This window comes from Achromobacter sp. FW305-C-30-7 (assembly GCF_058783105.1).
This window is the reverse complement of record NZ_JBYSYI010000001.1, coordinates 140,435-160,423: the sequence shown is the minus strand read 5'-3', so window position 1 is coordinate 160,423 and position 19,989 is coordinate 140,435. Positions and strand designations below refer to the sequence as shown.

19 protein-coding genes are annotated in these 19,989 nt (G+C 61.8%); 3 read left to right on the top strand and 16 right to left on the bottom strand.

Annotated elements, in window-relative coordinates; all coding sequences use genetic code 11:
* Positions 1-14: 14 nt before the first annotated feature.
* The 3 genes from AC3WOB_RS00805 to AC3WOB_RS00795 are packed head-to-tail and all read left to right on the top strand — an operon-like array spanning position 15 to position 1,858.
* Positions 15-863, top strand: coding sequence for a biotin--[acetyl-CoA-carboxylase] ligase (locus AC3WOB_RS00805; RefSeq protein WP_492273905.1), 849 nt, complete (start codon positions 15-17; stop codon positions 861-863).
* On the top strand, positions 860-1,666 hold the full coding sequence (locus AC3WOB_RS00800; RefSeq protein ID WP_013396858.1) for a type III pantothenate kinase: 807 nt from the start codon (positions 860-862) through the stop codon (positions 1,664-1,666). The genes AC3WOB_RS00805 and AC3WOB_RS00800 overlap by 4 nt, the downstream gene beginning before the upstream one ends.
* Positions 1,667-1,681: 15 nt before the next feature.
* The gene (locus AC3WOB_RS00795; RefSeq protein WP_013396859.1) at positions 1,682-1,858 is read left to right on the top strand and encodes a hypothetical protein; all 177 of its coding nucleotides are present in this window, start codon (positions 1,682-1,684) and stop codon (positions 1,856-1,858) included.
* A 36-nt stretch (positions 1,859-1,894) separates the two neighbouring features.
* On the opposite strand, the gene AC3WOB_RS00790 is transcribed toward AC3WOB_RS00795, so the two are convergent.
* The 16 genes from AC3WOB_RS00790 to AC3WOB_RS00715 form a co-directional block, all read right to left on the bottom strand.
* On the bottom strand, positions 1,895-3,190 hold the full coding sequence (locus AC3WOB_RS00790) for a 3-deoxy-D-manno-octulosonic acid transferase (RefSeq protein WP_492273904.1): 1,296 nt from the start codon (positions 3,188-3,190) through the stop codon (positions 1,895-1,897).
* A gap of 1 nt (position 3,191) precedes the next feature.
* Positions 3,192-4,232, bottom strand: a complete 1,041-nt coding sequence (gene waaC / locus AC3WOB_RS00785; protein ID WP_492273903.1) for a lipopolysaccharide heptosyltransferase I — start codon at positions 4,230-4,232, stop codon at positions 3,192-3,194.
* 184 nt (positions 4,233-4,416) lie between these two features.
* A complete protein-coding gene (locus AC3WOB_RS00780) occupies positions 4,417-6,252 on the bottom strand; it encodes a polysaccharide biosynthesis protein (protein WP_492273902.1) in 1,836 nt (611 codons plus the stop codon).
* Positions 6,253-6,271: 19 nt separating this feature from the next.
* Positions 6,272-6,856, bottom strand: coding sequence for an acetyltransferase (locus AC3WOB_RS00775; RefSeq protein WP_492273901.1), 585 nt, complete (start codon positions 6,854-6,856; stop codon positions 6,272-6,274).
* A gap of 79 nt (positions 6,857-6,935) precedes the next feature.
* A complete protein-coding gene (locus AC3WOB_RS00770; protein WP_492273900.1) occupies positions 6,936-7,970 on the bottom strand; it encodes an MraY family glycosyltransferase in 1,035 nt (344 codons plus the stop codon).
* Between the two features lie 55 nt (positions 7,971-8,025).
* Positions 8,026-8,910: an NAD-dependent epimerase/dehydratase family protein gene (locus AC3WOB_RS00765; protein WP_492273899.1), complete on the bottom strand. Its 885-nt coding sequence runs from the start codon at positions 8,908-8,910 to the stop codon at positions 8,026-8,028.
* Positions 8,910-10,145: a glycosyltransferase family 4 protein gene (locus tag AC3WOB_RS00760; RefSeq protein WP_492273898.1), complete on the bottom strand. Its 1,236-nt coding sequence runs from the start codon at positions 10,143-10,145 to the stop codon at positions 8,910-8,912. The genes AC3WOB_RS00765 and AC3WOB_RS00760 overlap by 1 nt, the downstream gene beginning before the upstream one ends.
* Positions 10,142-11,275 (bottom strand): non-hydrolyzing UDP-N-acetylglucosamine 2-epimerase, encoded by a 1,134-nt coding sequence (gene wecB, locus AC3WOB_RS00755; protein ID WP_492273897.1) that lies wholly within the window; start codon positions 11,273-11,275, stop codon positions 10,142-10,144. Before wecB ends, AC3WOB_RS00760 begins: the two co-directional genes overlap by 4 nt.
* A 1-nt stretch (position 11,276) precedes the next feature.
* Positions 11,277-12,383 carry a UDP-2-acetamido-2,6-beta-L-arabino-hexul-4-ose reductase gene (gene wbjC, locus AC3WOB_RS00750; protein WP_492273896.1) on the bottom strand — a complete coding sequence of 369 codons (1,107 nt, stop codon included), beginning with the start codon at positions 12,381-12,383 and terminating at the stop codon, positions 11,277-11,279.
* 3 nt (positions 12,384-12,386) lie between these two features.
* Positions 12,387-13,424, bottom strand: coding sequence for a polysaccharide biosynthesis protein (locus AC3WOB_RS00745; RefSeq protein ID WP_492273895.1), 1,038 nt, complete (start codon positions 13,422-13,424; stop codon positions 12,387-12,389).
* A gap of 39 nt (positions 13,425-13,463) precedes the next feature.
* A complete protein-coding gene (locus AC3WOB_RS00740; RefSeq protein WP_104653942.1) occupies positions 13,464-14,246 on the bottom strand; it encodes an AglZ/HisF2 family acetamidino modification protein in 783 nt (260 codons plus the stop codon).
* A 1-nt stretch (position 14,247) separates the two neighbouring features.
* Positions 14,248-14,862: an imidazole glycerol phosphate synthase subunit HisH gene (hisH, locus tag AC3WOB_RS00735; protein ID WP_492273894.1), complete on the bottom strand. Its 615-nt coding sequence runs from the start codon at positions 14,860-14,862 to the stop codon at positions 14,248-14,250.
* Positions 14,859-15,998: an N-acetyl sugar amidotransferase gene (locus tag AC3WOB_RS00730; protein WP_042795992.1), complete on the bottom strand. Its 1,140-nt coding sequence runs from the start codon at positions 15,996-15,998 to the stop codon at positions 14,859-14,861. The genes hisH and AC3WOB_RS00730 overlap by 4 nt, the downstream gene beginning before the upstream one ends.
* Positions 15,999-16,033: 35 nt before the next feature.
* Complete coding sequence (locus tag AC3WOB_RS00725) at positions 16,034-16,963, bottom strand: glycosyltransferase family 2 protein (protein WP_492273893.1); 930 nt, start codon at positions 16,961-16,963, stop codon at positions 16,034-16,036.
* A gap of 377 nt (positions 16,964-17,340) precedes the next feature.
* On the bottom strand, positions 17,341-18,669 hold the full coding sequence (locus AC3WOB_RS00720; protein WP_492273892.1) for a hypothetical protein: 1,329 nt from the start codon (positions 18,667-18,669) through the stop codon (positions 17,341-17,343).
* Between the two features lie 10 nt (positions 18,670-18,679).
* Positions 18,680-19,960: an oligosaccharide flippase family protein gene (locus AC3WOB_RS00715; RefSeq protein WP_492273891.1), complete on the bottom strand. Its 1,281-nt coding sequence runs from the start codon at positions 19,958-19,960 to the stop codon at positions 18,680-18,682.
* Positions 19,961-19,989 lie beyond the last annotated feature (29 nt).

The following is a 19,989-nucleotide window of genomic DNA, read 5'->3' as shown; positions in this document are numbered from 1 at the left end:
ACAATCGCCGCCATATGCCCGCTCAAGCCAGCCCCATCGACCTGCCCGCGCCGGAAACCCTGGCCCGCACGCTCAGCACGCGCCTGCCCGCCTTCCAGGACATCGCCTGGACCGGCAGCACCGGATCAACCAACGCCGACCTTCTGGCACGCGCACGCGCGGGCGCTGGCGGCAAGCCCTGGCTGCTCGGCACTCACCTGCAGGAAACCGGGCGCGGCCGCGCCGGCCGCCCGTGGCAGAACCGCACGGGCTCCACCTTGATGTTCTCCTGTGCCTTCGACGTGCATCTGCCGCCCGCGCAACTGCCCGCGTTGTCGCCGCTGGCCGGCATCGCCGCCTGCGAGGCCCTGCGCGCCGTCGCCGGCCCGCACGCCACCGGGCTGTGCATGAAGTGGCCCAACGACGTGCAATGGCACGACGCCAAGCTGGCGGGCGTGTTGGTGGAAACCACCCGCAATCCTGGCGGCAGCGAGGCCGGCCATACGGTCGTCATCGGCATGGGTGTGAACCTGGTCGACGCCGCCCGGCTGTCGCTCGCGCTGGAGCGCGAAGTCGCCGACTGGTGCCAGGTACAGGCGGGCGCGGCCCGCCAGGCAAGCGCCGCCGACCTGGTCTGCGCCAGCGCCATGGCCTGGCTCGAAACGGTCCAGACCTTGGAGCGCGAGGGCTTTGGCGCCTTCAGGCAGCGTTTCGACCAGGTGGACGCTTTGGCCGGCCGCAAGGTCAACGTGCTGGACAAGGGCGCTATTCTTCTAAGCGGCACCGCCAGCGGCGTGGACGAGCAAGGCCGCCTGCTGGTGCAAACGCCGGACGGCACCCAGCCGATCCTGGTCGGTGAAATCTCGATTCGACGCCAAGCATGATTATTCTCATCGACTCCGGCAACAGCCGTCTCAAGGTGGGTTGGCTGGACGCCGGCAACCCCGACACGCCGCGCGAGCCGGCGGCGGTGGCCTTCGACGGTCTGGACCTGGACGCCCTGGACCGCTGGCTGTCCACCTTGCCGCGCCGCCCCTTGCGCGCGCTTGGCGTCAATGTGGCCGGCGAGGCCCGCGGCGCAGCCATCGCCGCCATCCTGCAAAAACACGGCTGCGCGGTGACCTGGTCGCCATCGCAGGCGACCACGCTGGGGCTGGTCAACAGCTACAAGACGCCCACGCAACTGGGCGCCGACCGCTGGGCCTCACTGCTGGGCGTGCTGTCGCGCCTGCCTGGCGCGCACCCGCCCTTCGTGCTGGCCAGCTTTGGCACCGCCACCACCATTGACACCGTCGGCCCCGACAACGTCTTCGCCGGCGGCCTGATCCTGCCCGGCCCGGCCATGATGCGCAGCGCCCTGGCCCATGGCACCGCCAATCTCCCCATCGCCAACGGCCAGGTCGTGGCCTATCCCACGGACACGCACGAGGCCATCGCCTCCGGCATCGCCGCCGCGCAGGCCGGCGCCGTGGTGCGCCAATGGCTGGCCGGACGCCAGCGCTACGGCCAGACGCCGCAAATCTACGCGGCGGGCGGCGGTTGGCCCGAAGTGCACCAGGAAATCGAACGTTTGCTGGCGGACGCCGGCGGCGCCTTCGGCGCCGCTCCGGTGCCGATTTATCTGGATCACCCCGTCCTGGACGGCCTGGCGGCGGTTGCCCGCGCCACCCTGGACGTCGACGCCTGAACGGAGCCCCCGGCCATGCGCGTGCTCTTCATCCTCATCCTGCTTGCAAATCTGGGGGTCTATGCGCTGGGCCAGGGCTGGCTGGGCGTGCGCCCCGAGGACGAAGGCCGCGACCCGCGCCGCTTCAACCAGCAACTGAATCCGGACGCCGTGACCCTGGTCCCCAAGACGGCGCCGCCCCGCGCCCCCTGAAGCCCCAGCCGGCGCACGCGCCGGCCGAGATGGGCGCTAGCCCGCCCTTCCCGCCTCCAGCCACGGCGCCAGCGCGTCCAACGTACGCTCCGTGGCCCCCGAATGCATGCGGAACCATGCCAGTGCCGCCTCTGCCGCACGCTGACGGCGCGGCTCGTCCGCCAGCAAGGCCATCGCCACATCCACCGCCTCGGCGGCATCGGCCGCGCGCAACGCAGCGCCCGCCGCGATGGCGTCTTCCGCCGCCTGCTTGAAATTGAAGGTATGCGGGCCGACGATGACCGGCACGCCCGCTGCGCAGGCCTCGATCAGGTTCTGCCCGCCCAACGGCGCGAAGCTGCCCGCCACGATCGCAGCGTCCGAAGCGGCGTAGTAGAACGCCATCTCGCCCAGCGTGTCGCCCAGCAGCACCGCCGTGTCCGGGCCCGGCGCCTCGCCCACGGACCGCCGGACGTACGGCAGCCCGGCCGCTGACAGCAGACGCGCGGCCTCGTCAAAACGCTGTGGATGGCGCGGAATCAACACGAACAAGGGCGCGCCGGGCCGGGCGGCATGGCGCTTGATGGCCTCGATGAAACCGCTGTCCTCGCCCTCACGCGTGCTGGCCACCGCCACCACCCGCCGGCCCAGCCGTTCGCGCCAAGCCTGTCCCGCGGCAACTCGCGCCGCCGGCAGGACCAGATCGAATTTCAGATTGCCCGTCACGACCGGCTGCGGCGCCCCGGCCTGCACCAGCCGGTCCGCATCCTCGGCGGTCTGCGCCAGCACCGAGTCCAGTCCGCCCAGCGCTTCGCGCATCACGCCGCCCATCCTGCCTGCCTGCCGCAGCGACGACGCCGAGAACCGCGCGCTGACCAGCGCCATCGGCACGCCGGCGCCGCGAGCGGCGGCCAGCAGGTTGGGCCAGATCTCGCGTTCGATAAGCAGGCCGCAACGCGGCCGCCAGGCCGCCATGAAACGGCGGGTCGCGCCGGGAAAATCGTAGGGCAGCCATGCCTGGCGCAACTGCCCGCGGGCGATCGCGTAGGCGTACTGGCGCGCGCCCTCGGCCCGGCCGGTGGCCGTCATGTGCGTCAGCAGCACCGGCAGCCCCCGGTCGAGCAAAGCCTGCAGCAAGGGCTGCGCAGCGCGGGTCTCGCCCAGGCTGACCGCATGCACCCAGACGGGAGCCGTCCACGCTGTACAAGAAATAGCGGGGGCCGGGGCATGACCGAAGCGTTCGCCAGAGAAGATTTCCCATTGGCCGCCCGCGCGCCGGGCGCGGTGGCCCATCCAGAGCCAGACCAGCGGTGACAAAGCCCTGAGCGCCAGCGAGTAAACGCCGCGGTTCATGTCACTGGGCGGCCAAGGCCTGCTCCACCGCCGCCATCACGGCCTCGCGCGAAGGCGAAGCCCCGCGGTCGCCCAGGCTGGCGGTGTAGCTGGAGCCGACCAGCGGCGTGCGCACCGGGGTCGAGGCGCGGTAAATGCCGATGGTGGGACGGCCCAGCGCGGCCGACAGATGGGTCAGGCCGCTGTCCAGCCCCACCATCATGCGGGACCCGGCCAGCAGGCGCGCCACCGCGCTCAGATCCATGCGCGGCATCACCTCGGCGCCGTCCATGCCGGCAATCAGCAGGCGGGCGCGCTCGGCCTCCTGCTCATTCCCCGCCAGCAATTTCAAAGTGCAGCCCGCCTCGCGCAGGCGGCGGAAAACGACGCGCCAGTCTTCTTCCGGCCAGAGCTTGTCGTCGCGGCTGGCCGACGGCATGATCACGGCGTAGCCGCGGTCCGTATCCAGATGGTGCAAACGCGGCAGTTCGCCGATGTTCATGCCCTCGCTGCCGACTTCCAGCACGGGGTCCGCCGCAGCCTGTGTCGCCTGGCGCGCGAAAGCCTGCAGGCCGAAATCGGGCGCGCCGGCGTACTGGTAACCGAACGTCAGGGCGGCAAGCTTGCGTTGGCGGATCACCGCCGGCTGCCAGAACTCCACCCGATGCCGCACGTTGTAGAACAGCGACGCCAGCGGCTCGCGCGCCGAACGCCAGTCCAGTCCATGCCGCACGCCGCGGGTCTGGCGCACCAGCCAGGCGGATTTCAGGAGCGCCTGCATGTCCAGGACGATGTCGTACTGCACCGAGCGCAGGCGTTCCTTCAGGGCCTTGCGCTCCGCCCGAACCTGCGCCGACCACCAGGCCTTGCGCCAGCGGCGATGGGCGACCTTGATGACCTGATTGACGGCCGGATGCCAGGCGGGAATGTCGGCAAAGGCTTCTTCCGCGATCCAGTCGATTTCGGCGTCAGGGACATGGCGCGCGATATCGGTAATAGCGGGCAACATGTGCACCAGATCGCCAAGCGACGATGTACGAACGATGAGAATGCGGGTCGGCATCAAGAAAGGACGAAATCCGGTCGAAGAAGGAAATGTACAACACAAGCTTTCAGACCCGCTTTCACCGATTTGACGCCCCGGCGCTGACCACGGAGGGCACCCTGGCAAGCGGACGACTGCTGCGAGGCAACATTTCAGCACCTGCCCGAGCGCCCCCCATCAGCGGGCGCCCGACAGGCAGCGCCTAAACCTTGGACGGTATGTATTCAGGCATCCAGCGCTTGAGTTGGGCCCGGACCTCGTCGTCCGAAACCGGACCACGCTGCGTCAGCCATTTCAGGCTGTCTTCGTAAAACTCTTCGGGGACTGGCCGGGAACGCGCAATTCGCAACTTTTCATGGGGCGTTTGCAGGGTTTGTTCACTATCCGCAAGCAACTCTTCGTAGAGTTTCTCGCCTGGGCGCAGTCCCGAAAATTCAATGTGGATTTCATCCTCCGTGAAACCCGACAGCCTGATCATGTTACGCGCCAGATCGGCGATACGGACAGGCTCGCCCATGTCCAGCACGAACACCTCGCCTCCCTGGCCCATTGCCGCGGCCTGCAGCACGAGCTGTGCCGCCTCCGGTATGGACATGAAGTAGCGGGTGATGTCCGGGTGAGTCACCGTTATCGGCCCGCCTTTGGAAATCTGCGACTGAAACTTGGGAATGACGCTACCGGTACTGCCCAGCACGTTGCCGAATCGCACCATCTGGAAACGCGTCCCACCGCCTTGGCAATGAAGCACCTCGCAGACCATTTCCGCCATGCGCTTGGTCGCGCCCATGACGTTGGTGGGGTTGACCGCCTTGTCGGTGGAGATCAAGACGAAGCGCTGGGCCTCGAAGCGGCGCGCGCATTCGGCCACATTCAAGGTCCCGAGGACATTGTTGCGCACCGCTTGCCAGGCATTGCCGATCTCCATGAGCGGCACATGCTTATAGGCGGCGGCATGGAACACGATATCGGGCCGCCAAGTCTGGAATACTTCTTCCACTCGCAGGGCATCCTTGACGTCGCCCGCCAGCGGAACAATCCGCGTATTGGGCTGATGCTCGGCAAACCATTGCTCGATGGTGTACAGCGCAAATTCGCTGGCTTCAAACAGAATGAGGTGACTAGGCGCGAATCGCGCCAGTTGGCGGCACAGCTCGCTGCCGATCGAACCACCTGCGCCGGTCACGAGCACGTTGCGGTCCGCGACCATCGCCTGAATGTTCAGATTGTCGATAAGGACGGCCTCCCGTCCGAGCAGGTCCTCGATCTTGACCGGCCGCATCATGTTGATTGCCACTCGGCCGCTCATCAGCTCGCTCAGGCCTGGAACCGTGAACAACGACGCCCCTGCTCCGGTCGCGATCTCCATCACGCGCCGCAAGGAGGACGCCTTTGCCGAAGGAATCGCAAGAATCACATGGGTGGCGTTGTAGTTCTCAAGAATTTCCACCAACTTGTCGGTGCCGCCAACGACGCGACAGCCTGACAATTCCAGCCCCCATTTGGCGGGATTGTCGTCCACCAGCGCGACCACATGCCATTCATTGCTTCGGCTGAGTTCGCGCACCAGCATGGCGCCGGCGGTCCCGGCGCCGACCACCACTACCGGGGTGCCATGGCGGCTCACGCGTCCATACAGCCGATATTCTTTCCACATGCGCCACGCGGCACGCCCGCCCCCCATGACAAGCAGAAGCAACAGGGGGTATAGCAACAGAATGGAACGAGGCAGCGCCGCCTGGTCGCGTGCCAGGAACGCGAACACGAGCAGCGCAATGGCCGAAATAATCACCACGGTCAACACGCGCTTCAAGTCGGGCAGACTGGCGAAGATCCACATGCCGCGATACAAGCCGGCCCACCGGCATGCCAATAGCTGCACCGGCAGCAACACCAGCAAGGCCGTCCAGATTTCGCGCTCCCAGCCTACCGGCCAGTCGAAATTGAAGCGAATGAGAAACGCCCCCAGCCAAGCAATGACTATGGCGCCCAGGTCGAACAGAAACACAAAGGCTGTTCGGAATCTTGTTGGAATGATCATTGATCGTCTATTTATGAAATTAATCTGCGATCAGCCGGGAACCCGGGAGAATGACGGCATCGGCCGGCACCTTTATCCGGTAACCGGCACAGGTGCCAGCCTGCAGCCAAGCGCGTTCGGCAACGACGACGCCGCCCGCCAGTTGCACGCCCACCCCGAGATGCGCGAAATCGCCGAGCAACACATCGTGGTCGGCAGTCGCATTCGCATTGACGATGACGCCGCGACCGACCTGTGCATACGCGCCCACCACGGCGCCCGCCATGATGGCGCTGCCGGCGCCCACGGTGGCGTGCGCGCTGACCCACGCCCGGGGATGGACGACCGTCGCCAGCGCCGCGCCCGCCGCCTCGAGCATTCCAGTCAAACGGACCCGAGCCGCCTGGTTGCCGATGGCGACAATGGCCTGATCACATTTCCCAACCATGTCGGGTAGCTCGTCCGTGCGCCCAATGATCCGCCAGGGACCGGTGCACTGCTGTCCCGGAAAACTGTCGTCCGCAAAGACAATGTCGGACCAGTCGCCAGCCAGCATCGCCGCTTCGGCCACGGCCCGCCCATGGCCGCCCGCGCCCACGATGAGCAAAACACCATTACTTTTCATAGGTTTTTAAGAAAATCAATAACTTAGAATGAACCCTGGGATTCTACTAAGAAGCGATCCTTCGCTGAGACACCATTTTTCAAGCGCTGGGCGGTTCCACCGCACCGGCCTTCAGCCATATGGCCAGGCCGAACAGGGGAACGTAAGCAATCACAACCGCCACCACCCCATCCAGCCATCCAGATGCGGCCGCGACGGCCAACGGCAATAGCCAGAGCAGATTGATCGCCAGTACGGCGAGCGTGACGCGCCGATGGCTCGCCCACTTGCGCGATGCGAATTGATAGGCATGGCTGCGATGGGCCTCATAGACCTTTTCACCCCTCAACAGGCGGCGTAGCAGGGTGAATGTCGCATCGACAATGAACACCCCCAGCAGTATCAACCAGCCCCAGAACAAGGCAGGAGACTGCCATCCGGCCTGCAGCGACAACGCGCCTAGCACCAAGCCGAGAAAGCCGCTGCCTCCGTCCCCCATGAAGATCTTCGCGGGCGGGAAGTTCCAGATCAGGAACCCCGCCACGGCGGCCACGAGCAGCAAGCTCGGAATCGCCGCAGCCGGCGCGCCGACCAGCGCATACAGCAACACACCGCCCCCCGCCACGCACATCGCCTCGATGCTGGCAAGGCCGTCTATGCCGTCCATGAAGTTGTACAGGTTGAGCAGCCAGACCAGATATAGCGCCGCGAGCGCATTGAGCACCCAGCCGGCGGGCAGCGCGACTCCGAACAGCGTGAGCGGCGGAGCGCCCCCCATCCAATACAGAACCCATGCAGCAGCCAGGAAATGCGCCAGGAGGCGCCAACGCGCCTGAATATGCCCATGGTCATCCAGAAAACCGATCAGCGCGATCCACGCCCCCCCGCCAGCCAGCACGGCCACGGTGTCGGGGGACAGTGCTCCGGTGCCCAAGAGCGCGCACAAGCCGGCGATATAGGTAACGACGAATGCGATCCCGCCTCCGCGGGGAGTCGGGACCTTGTGCGAGCTCCGCGCGTTCGGGATGTCAATGACGTTGCGCGCGAGCGCATAGCGGCGCAGCGCGCCCGTAAGCACCCAGGCTACGAGCACGGCTAGACCGAAAAACCACCACGGCAGAGTCATTACGTCCATCTGAATTGCGGAATCTTAGTAGAAGAAAAGCCCGACGCCCGCGCCAACGCAGACGTCAGGAAGCGACATCGACATCGCCAAGCACGAAAAGCCGGGGAGCGTAACCGAAATCCCGCCGCGCATCGTCGTGATCGAAAACCATATCGCGGTTCATGCGTTGCACCATGTCGGAATTCCAGTTGCGATAGCGTGGAATCAGGCGCAAGAAGAACAAGGCGGTATTGAACAGCCAGATGGGAATAGTGACCAGTCGCGGCTTGCGATCCATCGCCAAGAATATCCTGGACACCATCTCCCGATAGGTCAGAACCTCCGCGCCGGAGATGTTGTAGTCCCTGTTGGCCGCTTCCGAAGCAAATGCTGCCAGTACCGCGGCCTGCGCAACATCATCCACATAGACGGGTTGACGCTTTCCGTCCGCCCTTCCAAACACAGGGAAGAAGCCGATCTTGCGGATAAGCTTCACGATCTCGGAGAGATTGCGATCCGTGCCTCGGCCATATATCAGCGTAGGCCGCAACACCGTCCACCCGACGCTCGAGGCCTCCGCCCACTCGGCGATTTCACGCTCCCCCTTGGCCAGGCGCTCCACCAAGGCACTCTCGTAGGAATTCGAGGACGCCGTCTTGGTGAATCGGCTGGTCGAAGAGAGGCAGACCACCCGGTTTGCGCCCAACTCGCGCATGAGCGCGAAATGCTCCGGAACGTTCCAGATATGACAAAGCGCGATCCAGGCCGTAACCGGCCCGACCTCGGCCGCAAGCGCGCGCGCATCCAAGCCATTCAGAGAAACCCAGCGTATCGCCGGATCTTCCGAGGAGTGCTGCTCATGCCGCGAAAATGCGATCACCTGGTGTCCGGCCTTTGCCAACATCGCGAGGACCTGACGGCCAGCTGGCGACGTCGCACCCAGGACGCCTACGCAAACGCGCTCTTTCATCACCTGCTCCGTTCGATCTGCTGCTGTAAGAGCTCGACCAAGCGCGCCGCTTGCGCCTTCAGCTCAAAGTGCTCAAGAAAATATTGGCGGCCTGCCGCGCCCAGACGGGCCCGCTCTTCGGCATCCATGGCATACAGCTGCTCGATGTTCGCCGCCAGGCCCTGGGCATCCTCCGCCGGGCTGACCAATCCGGCTCCCGCCTCCTGTACCACGCGCGCGCCCTCTCCGTCGATCGACGCAAGAATAGGCTTGCCCGCGCTCAAGTACGACTGGACTTTGGCAGGCACGGTCTGCGCGTAGATTTCGCTACGCTTCAAGGAAACAATCAGCCCCTGGGCGCGTGTCAGGAATTGCGGCATCTCCTCGGAGGGATACCGCCCAGCCAACACGACGTTGTCCAATCGTCGGAGCGCTTGCTCTTGTCCCAGCCATTCCGACATGCTGCCGCTGCCCACCAGCACCATCTTGAAACGCGGCAAATGCTTCAGCCGTTCCGCCGCCTCCAGCAGCGTTTCCACGGCTTGGGCGGTGCCCAGGTTGCCCGCGAACACCACGCAGAATTCGGACTCCAACGTACTCAGCAGGGTCGCCGGCACCGTGGTTTCCTGCGGCAAGGCCAAGGGCATGTCCCGGGAGCAATTGGGGTAGTAAGCAATCTTCGAAGGGTTCGCGTAACGCGACACCGCCCCCACAAAAGCGCGCGACTGAACCAATATCTGATCGGCGCATGCGTAGATGCCGCGCACCAACGCTCCGACACCCGCCAACACTGCCCGGTTGCGGATGAATCCGGTCGCGCTCAGGCTTTCCGGCCACAAATCCAGCACCCACATCGTCATCGGCTTACCCATGCGCCATTTCAGGTAAATCGCCGGGATTGCCGCCGTAATGGGCGACAGCGAAAAAACCAGGACGATGTCGAAGGACTTGCCCTTCGCCTGCCGCGGAAAATGACGCAGCCCGTTCCAGACGAAAGAAACATAGTTCCGGGCAAGATTCTTGCCGCCACCCGCGCCGCGCGCGCGCAGCGGCGCGCGGTGCACCGGAACGGCTCCCGCAAACGTTTCCTCCATGGCGCCCTCGGCCTGATAGCCGGGAAAAATCTTTCCCTCCGGATAATTCGGCTTACCGGTAAAGACTTCGACGATGTGGCCCTGGGCTACCAATGCCTCGACCAGATCGTTGATGGAAAAAGACTCGGGCCAGAAATACTGGCTTACTAATGCGATCTTCAATTCGCCTTTTTCCACACAACACGGTTCACGTAGTCCGTATAGCTATGAATGAGGCGCACCACCTTTTCCGACACGTTCGGCATGCTGTAGTCCGCGACCATGCGGAAATCCCGCTCGTCACCGCGGCGCTGCCGCTCCAACAACTTCAGGCATTGCAGTGCGCGCTCGGTTTCGAGGCCCACCATCATGACGGCGGCTTCTTCCATGCCCTCGGGCCTCTCATGCGCCTCGCGTATGTTGAGCGCAGGGAAATTCAGGACCGACGATTCCTCGGTGATCGTGCCGCTGTCGGACAACACCGCCTTGGCGCAGACCTGGAGCTTGTTGTAGTCCTTGAACCCCAGCGGCTTGAGCAACCGGACTTTCTCATGAAACTTCACACCGAGCGCATCCACCCGCTTCTGGGTACGCGGATGCGTAGACACGATCACCGGCAAGCCATAGGTTTCGGCCACGGTATTCAGGAGCGTCACCAATTTGCCGAAATTCTGGTCGGAATCGATGTTCTCTTCGCGATGCGCGCTGACGACGAAAAACTGTTGCTCGACCAGGCCGAGGCGATCAAGCACCGTGGAGCCATCGATTCCGTCGCGATAGTGCGAGAGCACCTCGAACATCGGGCTGCCGGTCTTGATTACGCGATCAGGCGGCAAGCCTTCGCGCAACAGGTATTCACGAGCGATATCGCTGTAGGTCAGGTTGATGTCCGCCGTATGGTCGACGATGCGCCGATTGATTTCCTCGGGCACGCGCTGGTCGAAGCACCGGTTACCCGCTTCCATGTGGAAGGTGGGGATCTTGCGGCGCTTGGCCGGCAGCACCGCCATGCAGCTGTTCGTATCCCCCAGGACCAGCATTGCGTCCGGCTGGATTTCGGCCAGCGCGGCATCGGTCGCAATAATGACCTTGCCGATCGTCTCTGCCCCCGTGGCGCCTGCCGCATTCAGGAAGTAATCCGGTTTGCGGATGCCCAGGTCCTGGAAGAAGATTTCGTTGAGTTCGTAATCGTAGTTCTGCCCGGTGTGCACGAGCACATGATCGCAATGGAGATCCAGGCTGGCCATGACGCGCGAGAGCCGGATGATCTCCGGCCGCGTGCCGACAATAGTGGCGACTTTGAGCTTTTTCATATCAGAGGGGACGAGCGTAGGTATCGGGACGGGCGCGGTCGAAGATTTCATTGGCCCATAGCATGACCACCATCTCTTCGTCACCGATGTTGGTGATGTCGTGCGTCCAGCCGGGCACCGTCTCCACGATCTCGGGAGTGTCGCCGCTGGTATCGCATTCGTGGAACTGGCCGGTCAGGATATGGCGGAAACGGAACCGCGCGCGGCCCTTGATGACCAGGAACTTTTCGGTCTTGGTGTGATGGTAATGGCCGCCGCGAGTCACACCGGGATGCGCAGTGAAAAACGAAAACTGCCCGCTATCCGGGGTCTTGAGCATTTCGACGAACACGCCGCGCGGATCGCCATACTTGGGAACCCCGTAAGAAAACTTCTCCGGCGGCAGATAGCTCACGTAGGTCGCATACAGCGCCCTGCCGAATCCCGTGCCGACCCGTTCAGTGACGAGGGTGTCGCGACTATCACGGAACGCCTCGATCTGCCGGGCGAGTTCGCCCACCGTAATCCGATGCTGGGGCTGGACCTCGGACGTAGGCTTATCGTCCGGAGCGGCCTGCATGATGGCAATGAACGCGGCCACCACATCGTCCACATACACCAGCGTGATCTCCGCTGCGGGATCGTTGATTTGTATGGGCAGGCCGTGCGTCGTATTGTGGCAAAACGTCGCGACCGCGGAGTTGTAATTCGGACGTGCCCATTTCCCGAAAACATTCGGCAAGCGGAATATGTGCACGGGATTGCCATGGCCCTGCTGCAGTTCGAGCAGGGCGTCTTCCGCCTCGCGCTTGCTGCTGCCATAGGCATTGTCCTGGGCGGCCTGGGACGATGAGGTATAGATCACAGGCGTGCGCCGGCCGCTGCGCCGCACGCTATCGCACAACTGTTGCGTCAACCCCGCGTTGCCACTGCGGAACTCGGCCGGATCCTTGGGCCTGTTTACGCCAGCCAGGTGGAAAATGAAATCCGCCTGCGCCGTCAGTTCGTCCAGGGTTTCCGCAGTGTCAGCGCGCGTGAAACGCAAGATTTCCACGTCCTGCCGTTCCGCGAGCGTCGCCGCCAGATTCTGCGCAACAAAGCCATTGCTGCCGGTGATAAGGACCTTCATGCCTCATTCCTCCGGCGTCGCGAGTTCGCCACGCTGAATCGCGCGCATGAAATCCAGCTTCAACAGCAGTGCTTCCATCCCCTGCGTATCGAGGCGCTGGGTATTGTGCGAGTTGTAATCCTCGCTGCGTGAAATCTTCTCCTCGCCCTGTTCGACGAACTTGGCATAGTTCAAATCGCGAAGATCCGGCGGAATGCGGTAGTAATCGCCCATGTCCTCCGCGCTGGCCATCTCCTCGCGGCTGAGCAGGACCTCGTACAACTTTTCGCCGTGGCGCGTACCGATCACGTCGATGGCGTGCTCGGGCCGGCCGAGCATGCGTGCCAGCGTCAACGCCAGCGTATGCACGGTCGCCGCCGGCGCCTTCTGCACGAACAGATCACCGTTGTTGCCATGTTCAAACGCGTAGAGCACCAGATCCACCGCGTCAGCCAGCGTCATCATGAAGCGAGTCATGTCCGGGTCGGTGACGGTCATCGGCAGACCAGCGCGCATCTGCTCAATGAACAGCGGAATCACCGAGCCGCGCGAGGCCATGACGTTGCCGTAACGGGTCCCGCAGATGACGGTCTGTGCCGGATCGAGATCCCGAGACTTGGCGACCATGACCTTCTCCATCATCGCCTTGGAAATGCCCATGGCATTGATCGGATACACAGCCTTGTCCGTACTCAGGCACACCACCTTCTTGACCCTGTTCTGGATCGCTGCCTCCAGCACGTTCTCCGTTCCCAGGATGTTGGTGTAGACCGCCTCCATGGGGTGAAACTCGCAGGACGGCACCTGCTTGAGCGCCGCAGCGTGGAAGATATAGTCAACGCCCCGGGTCGCGTTCAGCAGACTCTGGCTGTTGCGCACATCACCTATGTAGAACTTCAGCTTGGGATGCGCGTAACGCTTGCGCATGTCGTCCTGCTTCTTTTCATCGCGGCTGAATATTCGGATCTCACCGATGTCCGTCTGCAGGAAGCGTTTCAGCACGGCGTTCCCGAAAGAACCCGTGCCACCGGTGATCAGTAATTTTGCGTCTGGTTTCAACATGGTCTGGTATCTATAAAGTTCCGTGGCGGGGCTGCCTGCTCAGGCAGCCTTGTTCGCCTCACGCAGCAGGACTTCTCGGTCCTGGGGAGTCGGGTAGTTGATCAACACGGCCTTGTAGGCACCCTTGAAGACGAACAGACTACCGGCACCCGCACCGATGATGCCGAACTTGGAGATCAAGGCGCGGATGTCCGCCAGGGAGCCGGCCCCGCCCAGCACCGAAAGCGGTACCGTCGTGCGTTCCCGAATCTGCTGCACCAGGTCTAGGTCATACCCTTTCATGACGCCATCGTGATCTATCGAATTGACGATGATCTCGCCAACGCCATGCTGTTCGAGCACCTGCGCGAACTCCAGCGGATTCAAATGCGTATTCTTGCCGGCGTTATGGGTCCAGATCTCGTAGCGCGAACTGAAGCGCTTTTTCTTCACGTCCATCACCCCGACCACGCTTTGCCGGCCGATCTTCTCAGCAATGCGCGACGCCAGCGTGGGATCCTCGACCAGGGCCGAACTGATCGCAACCTTCTCGACCCCAAGTCCGATGATCGTGCGCGCCTGTTCGACCGTCTTGACGCCTCCGCCATAACAGAACGGCATCCGGCACTCCGCGGCAAGCCGCTCTATCATCTTGAGATCCGGCCCTTCGTTCTTGACGGTGGCATCAATGTCCACCACCACCAGCTCGTCGACTTCCTTTTCGTTGAAAATGCGGACGGCGTTCATGGGATCGCCCACATACTTGTCGGACGAAAACTTGACGGTCTTGACCAGGCCCTTATCGCGGACCAGCAAGCAAGGAATGATTCTGGGTCGCAGCACGTTAGATTTCCGCAAAATTCCGAAGGAGACGAGCGCCGAATTCGTGGCTCTTCTCGGGGTGAAACTGGACGCCGTAAACGTTCTCGTGATTCACCGCGCAAGCAAATTCCGAGCCGTATTCCGCGGTGGCGAGCGTGTCGCCCGCGTTCTCGCATTCGAAGTAATAGGAGTGCAGAAAGTAAAAGCGCGCCTCCTTTTCGAGGCCTTCGAACAGATGCGAAGACTTCGTCGGATGCACATCGTTCCAACCCATGTGCGGCAGATGGGTGCGCTGAGCGAACTGGGTGGTGTCAAACTTGCGTACGACGCCTTTCACCCAGCCCAAGCCGGCCGCAGTTCCCTCTTCGCTGCGCGAGGCCATCATCTGCATGCCCACGCAAATGCCGAGCACCGGCACGCGGTCTTCGACGACCCGCCGCGTGGCGGCCTCGTACATGCCCGAGTCCCTGAAGGACTCCATCGCGTAATCAAAGGCGCCCACGCCTGGCAAGATCAGCTTGCTTGCCTGCGCCACCTCTGCCTCGGAGCGCGCGATCGCGACCGGGATCGCCATCCGCCGGTACATGTTGGCAAACGCCAGGACGTTGCCTAGACCATAATCAATAATGCTAATCATCGGAACAGCCTCTTTTCCAGCCCCAGCTTCTGCATCACGTTCGCGCCCAGGCCGATCAAGAACTTCTTGTTGGGGTAATCGTGATACGTGCGGTTCGGACCCTCGAAGATCTCCTGGAGTTCATCTTCGGTCAAATCCAGCTTGTGCGCCACATAGCGGAATTCCTGGCGCGAGAAATGCTCATCCAGCTCCGGCCTTGAAATTCGGTCCAACGCTTCGTCGCGGGTCATCTGGCCGGTCAAGATCAGGCTCGAAAAGTGCGCGCGGCGCTTCTCATAGCCGAACTTGCGCGGCATCCAGTAGTCTTCATAGAAGCGCGTGAAGCGTGACTCATGGTGCTTGTGCTGGAACGGCTTCCAGCCAAAGCGCGACTCCAGCTCCCGCTCGGCGTCGGCCTTGATATAAGGCACCAGATTGAGGGGCTTGAAGACCTGCATGCCCAGCACGTAGCGGTAGTACAGCTTGTAGACAAGAATGTCGACAATCGGGAACGTCTTCAGCGGACGCTTCCCGAATTTCTTGTGTATCCCTTCGATCAGCCGCTTGTCGATGCCAGGATAGCCGCCCCACTCTTCGGGCTCGCGGCAGCACTCGGTCGAAAAATTGCCGCCCGTCAGCACGTACTTGAGCTTGTACTTGCGGGCGAACTGATAGAGCCCCGAGAAGAACGCCACGTCCTGCGGGAGATCCTGGTCCGGGATCTGCGACTTGAGGAAAGCCACCTGCAGATCGCGCATTTCTTCCCAGTTGATGACTTCCGTGTAGAGCTCGAGGCCCAGACCGTCGACCAGCTTCTCGATGTTGCCCACGGCCTGGTCGGTGTCCCACCCCGCGTCGACATGGAACAGCAAGGGACGCAGTCCCATCTTTTCCTTGGCGATGTACGCAGTGTACGAACTGTCTAGGCCTCCGCTCAGCCCGATGATGCAGTCGAACTCCTTGCCTTTGCCTTGCGCCTTGATCTTCTCCGCCACACGCATGAGTTCGGCCTCGCCCCGCTCATCGGTGTGCCAGTTCGGCTTGATCTGCGTATCGAAGTTCGCGCAGTAATCGGATTCTCCGCGCTCATCGAATCTAATGGTTGGATCGCTTGTATCCATGATGGTGCGCGTGCAGATGCGGTAGCTATTGCTCATGATCTTCTAATGGTACGGATGGCGGATGGCTTGCTTCAGAATCCGGACAACAGTCCGAACAGCTTGCGACGCAGATTGTAGAAAAAGGCGTTCGTGGAAGCCAATGCCCGCAACCGCTCGACCAGAGGCGCGCCGTTCATCAGCACGCCCCAGACGCTGCCCGACGCGCGCGCGACTTCGCAGCGGATCCGATGCCTGAGAACTTCCTGAACGTCAGGCAACAGGTCGGCCTTGTGTCGTTCGTAAAAAAGCGAAATCGCCGTCATGCGTTGGGTATATTTCTTGTTGTACTCCGCAAACGGCATCTGCATATTGATGCTATTGCCGTCGTGCACCCGCCACAGGCAGCCAATGACGCCGGAATGTACCAGAGACCAGCCGGGGAAATTGACCACAGCCAACTCCATCCAGGTATCCTCGTTGGGCAATGTTTCCGGCACAGGGAATATTTTCCCAATGACCGGACGCGTCATCAAATAGGAAACCCCCGTGAATCCGCCGCGGTCCTTGCCTTTTGGCACCACATGGCCGTCGAATTTCGGATTTTCGGACATGGTTTTCAATTTGCACAGACCAACCATGTAGGGATTCGGCTGCGCCGATTCCACTGCCTGGTAGCGCGCGGCCAGACTGCCCTGCGCCATGATGTCATCTCCGGCAAAAATACACACATACTTGCCGCGAGCCAACTCCACGCCATAATTGAATGCCGAGCATTTGCCCTTCTTGAGATTAGCCACCACCGTCAACGCGGGATGCCGCGCCGCCAACTCGGCGAGAATCTCACCAGTCCTGTCGGTGGATCCATCGTTCACGACGATGCATTCAAAATTCACGCCCTGCTGGGCCAGTACGCTGCCGACAGCCTCGGCGACGTGCTTTTCTTCATTCTTTACTGCAATCACCACGCTGACGGCGGGATTCGAAACATCACCCGCGGCATCAGTAATTTGACTGTTTTCCATACTTAAATCGCATAGTTGATCATTCTCCCGGCGAGGACACCGGGAGAGTCCGCGTCACGGATTTCTTTTTGGGCTACCATGTTCTGATAGCTGATAGAGCGCACCATCTGCCGACGGAGGGGGCCGCAAAAACCCAGCACTCCTCCTTGGCGCAGCGCAACAGCGCTCATTTGACCATGGCAAGCCGCTTTGGGACAGGACTTCAGATATTGCGGACCGTGAAAGAACGTGTCTTTCTGCACCAACTAATCGAGCCCCCCCTTCCGTCTCCTTTCTGCCGCCTGCGGTTGCGCGCGTCTTGCCGGCATAGCGGCCCCCACATCCCGGTACCAAACATCTCGGTTCGTTGCACCCTAGCAACGGACCGGCGGCGCAGGCTATACGGCGCGGCTCGGTTTCGTCAAAAGAAAGGCCAGAAGAAAAAACAGCAGCAACCCACCGCTGAATAGCGTCGAAATCAGGGAAACGCTTACCAATCCCAGCGCAATCATCGGAATGGAACAGACGAAAGCCGCACACCTTGTTCGCGCCATGAGCCCAAACATAAGCCCGATGATTATCGAAAACAGCGCGACGCCCGGATAACCGAACGCCACGTAGGCTTCGGCACCGTAGAATGCATTCGAGTTGCCGGTAGTATCCTCGCCCGACTTGAATTGGAACATGAAAACGCGCCGCTCCAGGTCCGCAAAATCCAGGCCGAATAATGCTGCAAGATGCCGATTGGTCGCAAATTGCAGGAATCTATCCTCGTTTTTCTCCCAATAGAGAATGGTATCGTAGGTCGTTATGAAGGGTATCCAGGCCAGCCGGTTGACCAGATAGCCCAGGGTAGTGGGCGCCGCTGGGTCATAAAGCATCAACTGATAGTTTTCTTCGTCGTAGAGCGCCACGGGCGTCGCCTTGGCAGGCGCGTCGCCAGCGTAAACCATGGCCGGCGCCGCTTTACCGACAGAGGCGTCGTATAGCTTGGCGGGCAATTCAGCAAACGAACGCAATGCCTGATCGTCCCAACGGCTGGCGAAAGTCGCAGGCGGTTTCTCGGCAATCTTCAAATCGCTGTGCAGCGATACCGCCGACACGATCGAAAAGAAACAAACAAACATTGCCATCACGATGAGCACATCGCGGTAGCGGCGGGCTGTGAAAAAGAACACTACCAGCGGTACGTAGGCCCACGCGAGCGCGGCCTTCTCAAATCCGGATATCAAAGTAATCGAAACCACCGCGAGCATGCCATAGGCTGCAGCCTTGCTACGCACCATGAATAACGCGACGATGGCGAACGGGAGAAATCCCTTGATGAGAATTGAGCTGGAATAGACAAAAATCACCCAAGGAAAACCTTGAGCCTTATAGAATTCGGCGCGCAGAGCGGAGGCATCGCCGCCTTTGAGCAATACCTCCAGGATCGGCACGGAGCCCAGATTCAGAGAAAGACCCGCATACGAAATGAAATACAGCAGCCACAGCCCATAGAAGAGCGCGCCACGGCCACCCTTTAGCCACAATTCGCGCGTCCCTCCGACACGCGTAGCGGCCAGCGCGGCACAGAAGTAGCTTCCCATGCTGAGCAGGCCGATGCACAACACTTCCAGCGCCAACCGGTCCTCAAAGAACGCGGAGGCGATGCTCGCCTGCAGGACTATGAATATCAATATTAGGATGGGGAGCGAAAAAATCGCCAGACCGATAGCTCTCTTCATAGATTCACTTTCAATTCGGCCATCCCGCGAAAACAAAAACTGCCCTGACCAAAATCGCTAGACCCACAAACAGGGTCAACAACAAGGCGCTGCGGCGCAATTCCACGATAATCTGCGCGGCCCCGATACGGGTGACCTTGACGATGACGGCAAGGTAAAAGAAATAAAATACGGCCCCGGACAGCGCGTAGGCTTCCGCAATCCACGCGGGCGCGATGCGATAAGCGGCCCAGACCGCGCCTACGCGCAAGATCAGCCCGCCGACCTGGAGCACGAGCGCGGCCTTCTGGTTGCCAGTCACGTGCAGCGCCATCGAAACCGGTGACGCCAAGAATTGCAGCACCAGCCAGGGCCCCATCCACATCACCAGCTCGCCGGATCGGTGCCAGCCTTGCCCGAAAACCAGCGAAAATATTTCCGGCGCCAGCAGACATACGAAGATGATCGGCCCGACGCCAAACCGGGTCAGCAACCCCAACATGGCAGCCGTGGATTCACCAAGCGTACCCTTCTTCCACTCTTCTGCGGCTCCAGAGAAATACACCTGGCTGATGGACGTTCCGATCAAGCCCATGGGCGCCTGCATGGCCTGCATGGCCAGCAGCAGGAAGCCCGCCTCGGGAGCTGCGGCCAACGCCGAAATCATCAGCACCGGCAGAAGAATGGAGCTGCTATTGGCTATCGCCTCGAGCGCGGAGAACTTGGGAAATGCGGAGTAAGCACGGAACGCTGCCGCCATTGCAGTAAACGAGATCGCCCGCCGCATCGCGCGGCCACCGGCGACCAGGCCCTTGACCAGCAGGATTGCGCCCAACCCGTAGTTCACTACCGCGCCCAGCAACAGCCACACGGGTGAAGCAGCCAGGACGCCTCCACCGATCTGAGTGCCACTGGCGCCCAGCGCTTGGACCAGCTTGATTCTGGCTATGCTGGAAAACTGCTTCTTGCGTGTCGCCCACAATTGCATCGCGCTGTAGGCTGCATTGGCGAACACGCCCAACGGTACCAGCCACAACAAGGATTCCATGCCGGGATTGCGCAATATCGCTGCGATGCCCTTCGGCGACACGGCGACGATCAGCATCGTCGCCATCGCCACGATGAACGCAAACAGCAGGGACAAACTCAGCAAATTCGCCGCTTCGTCATCCTTTTCCGGCAACGGTATGGCGATATCGAACCTAAGACAGGCCGCGACCGACAGGATGCTGGTCAACGCGGTGTACGCAGCCAGCATGGAAAAATCCGTCGGCGTATAGATGCGCGTAAGAACCGGGGACATCGCGAGCATGATTGCTTGCGATAACCCCGTACCTCCGG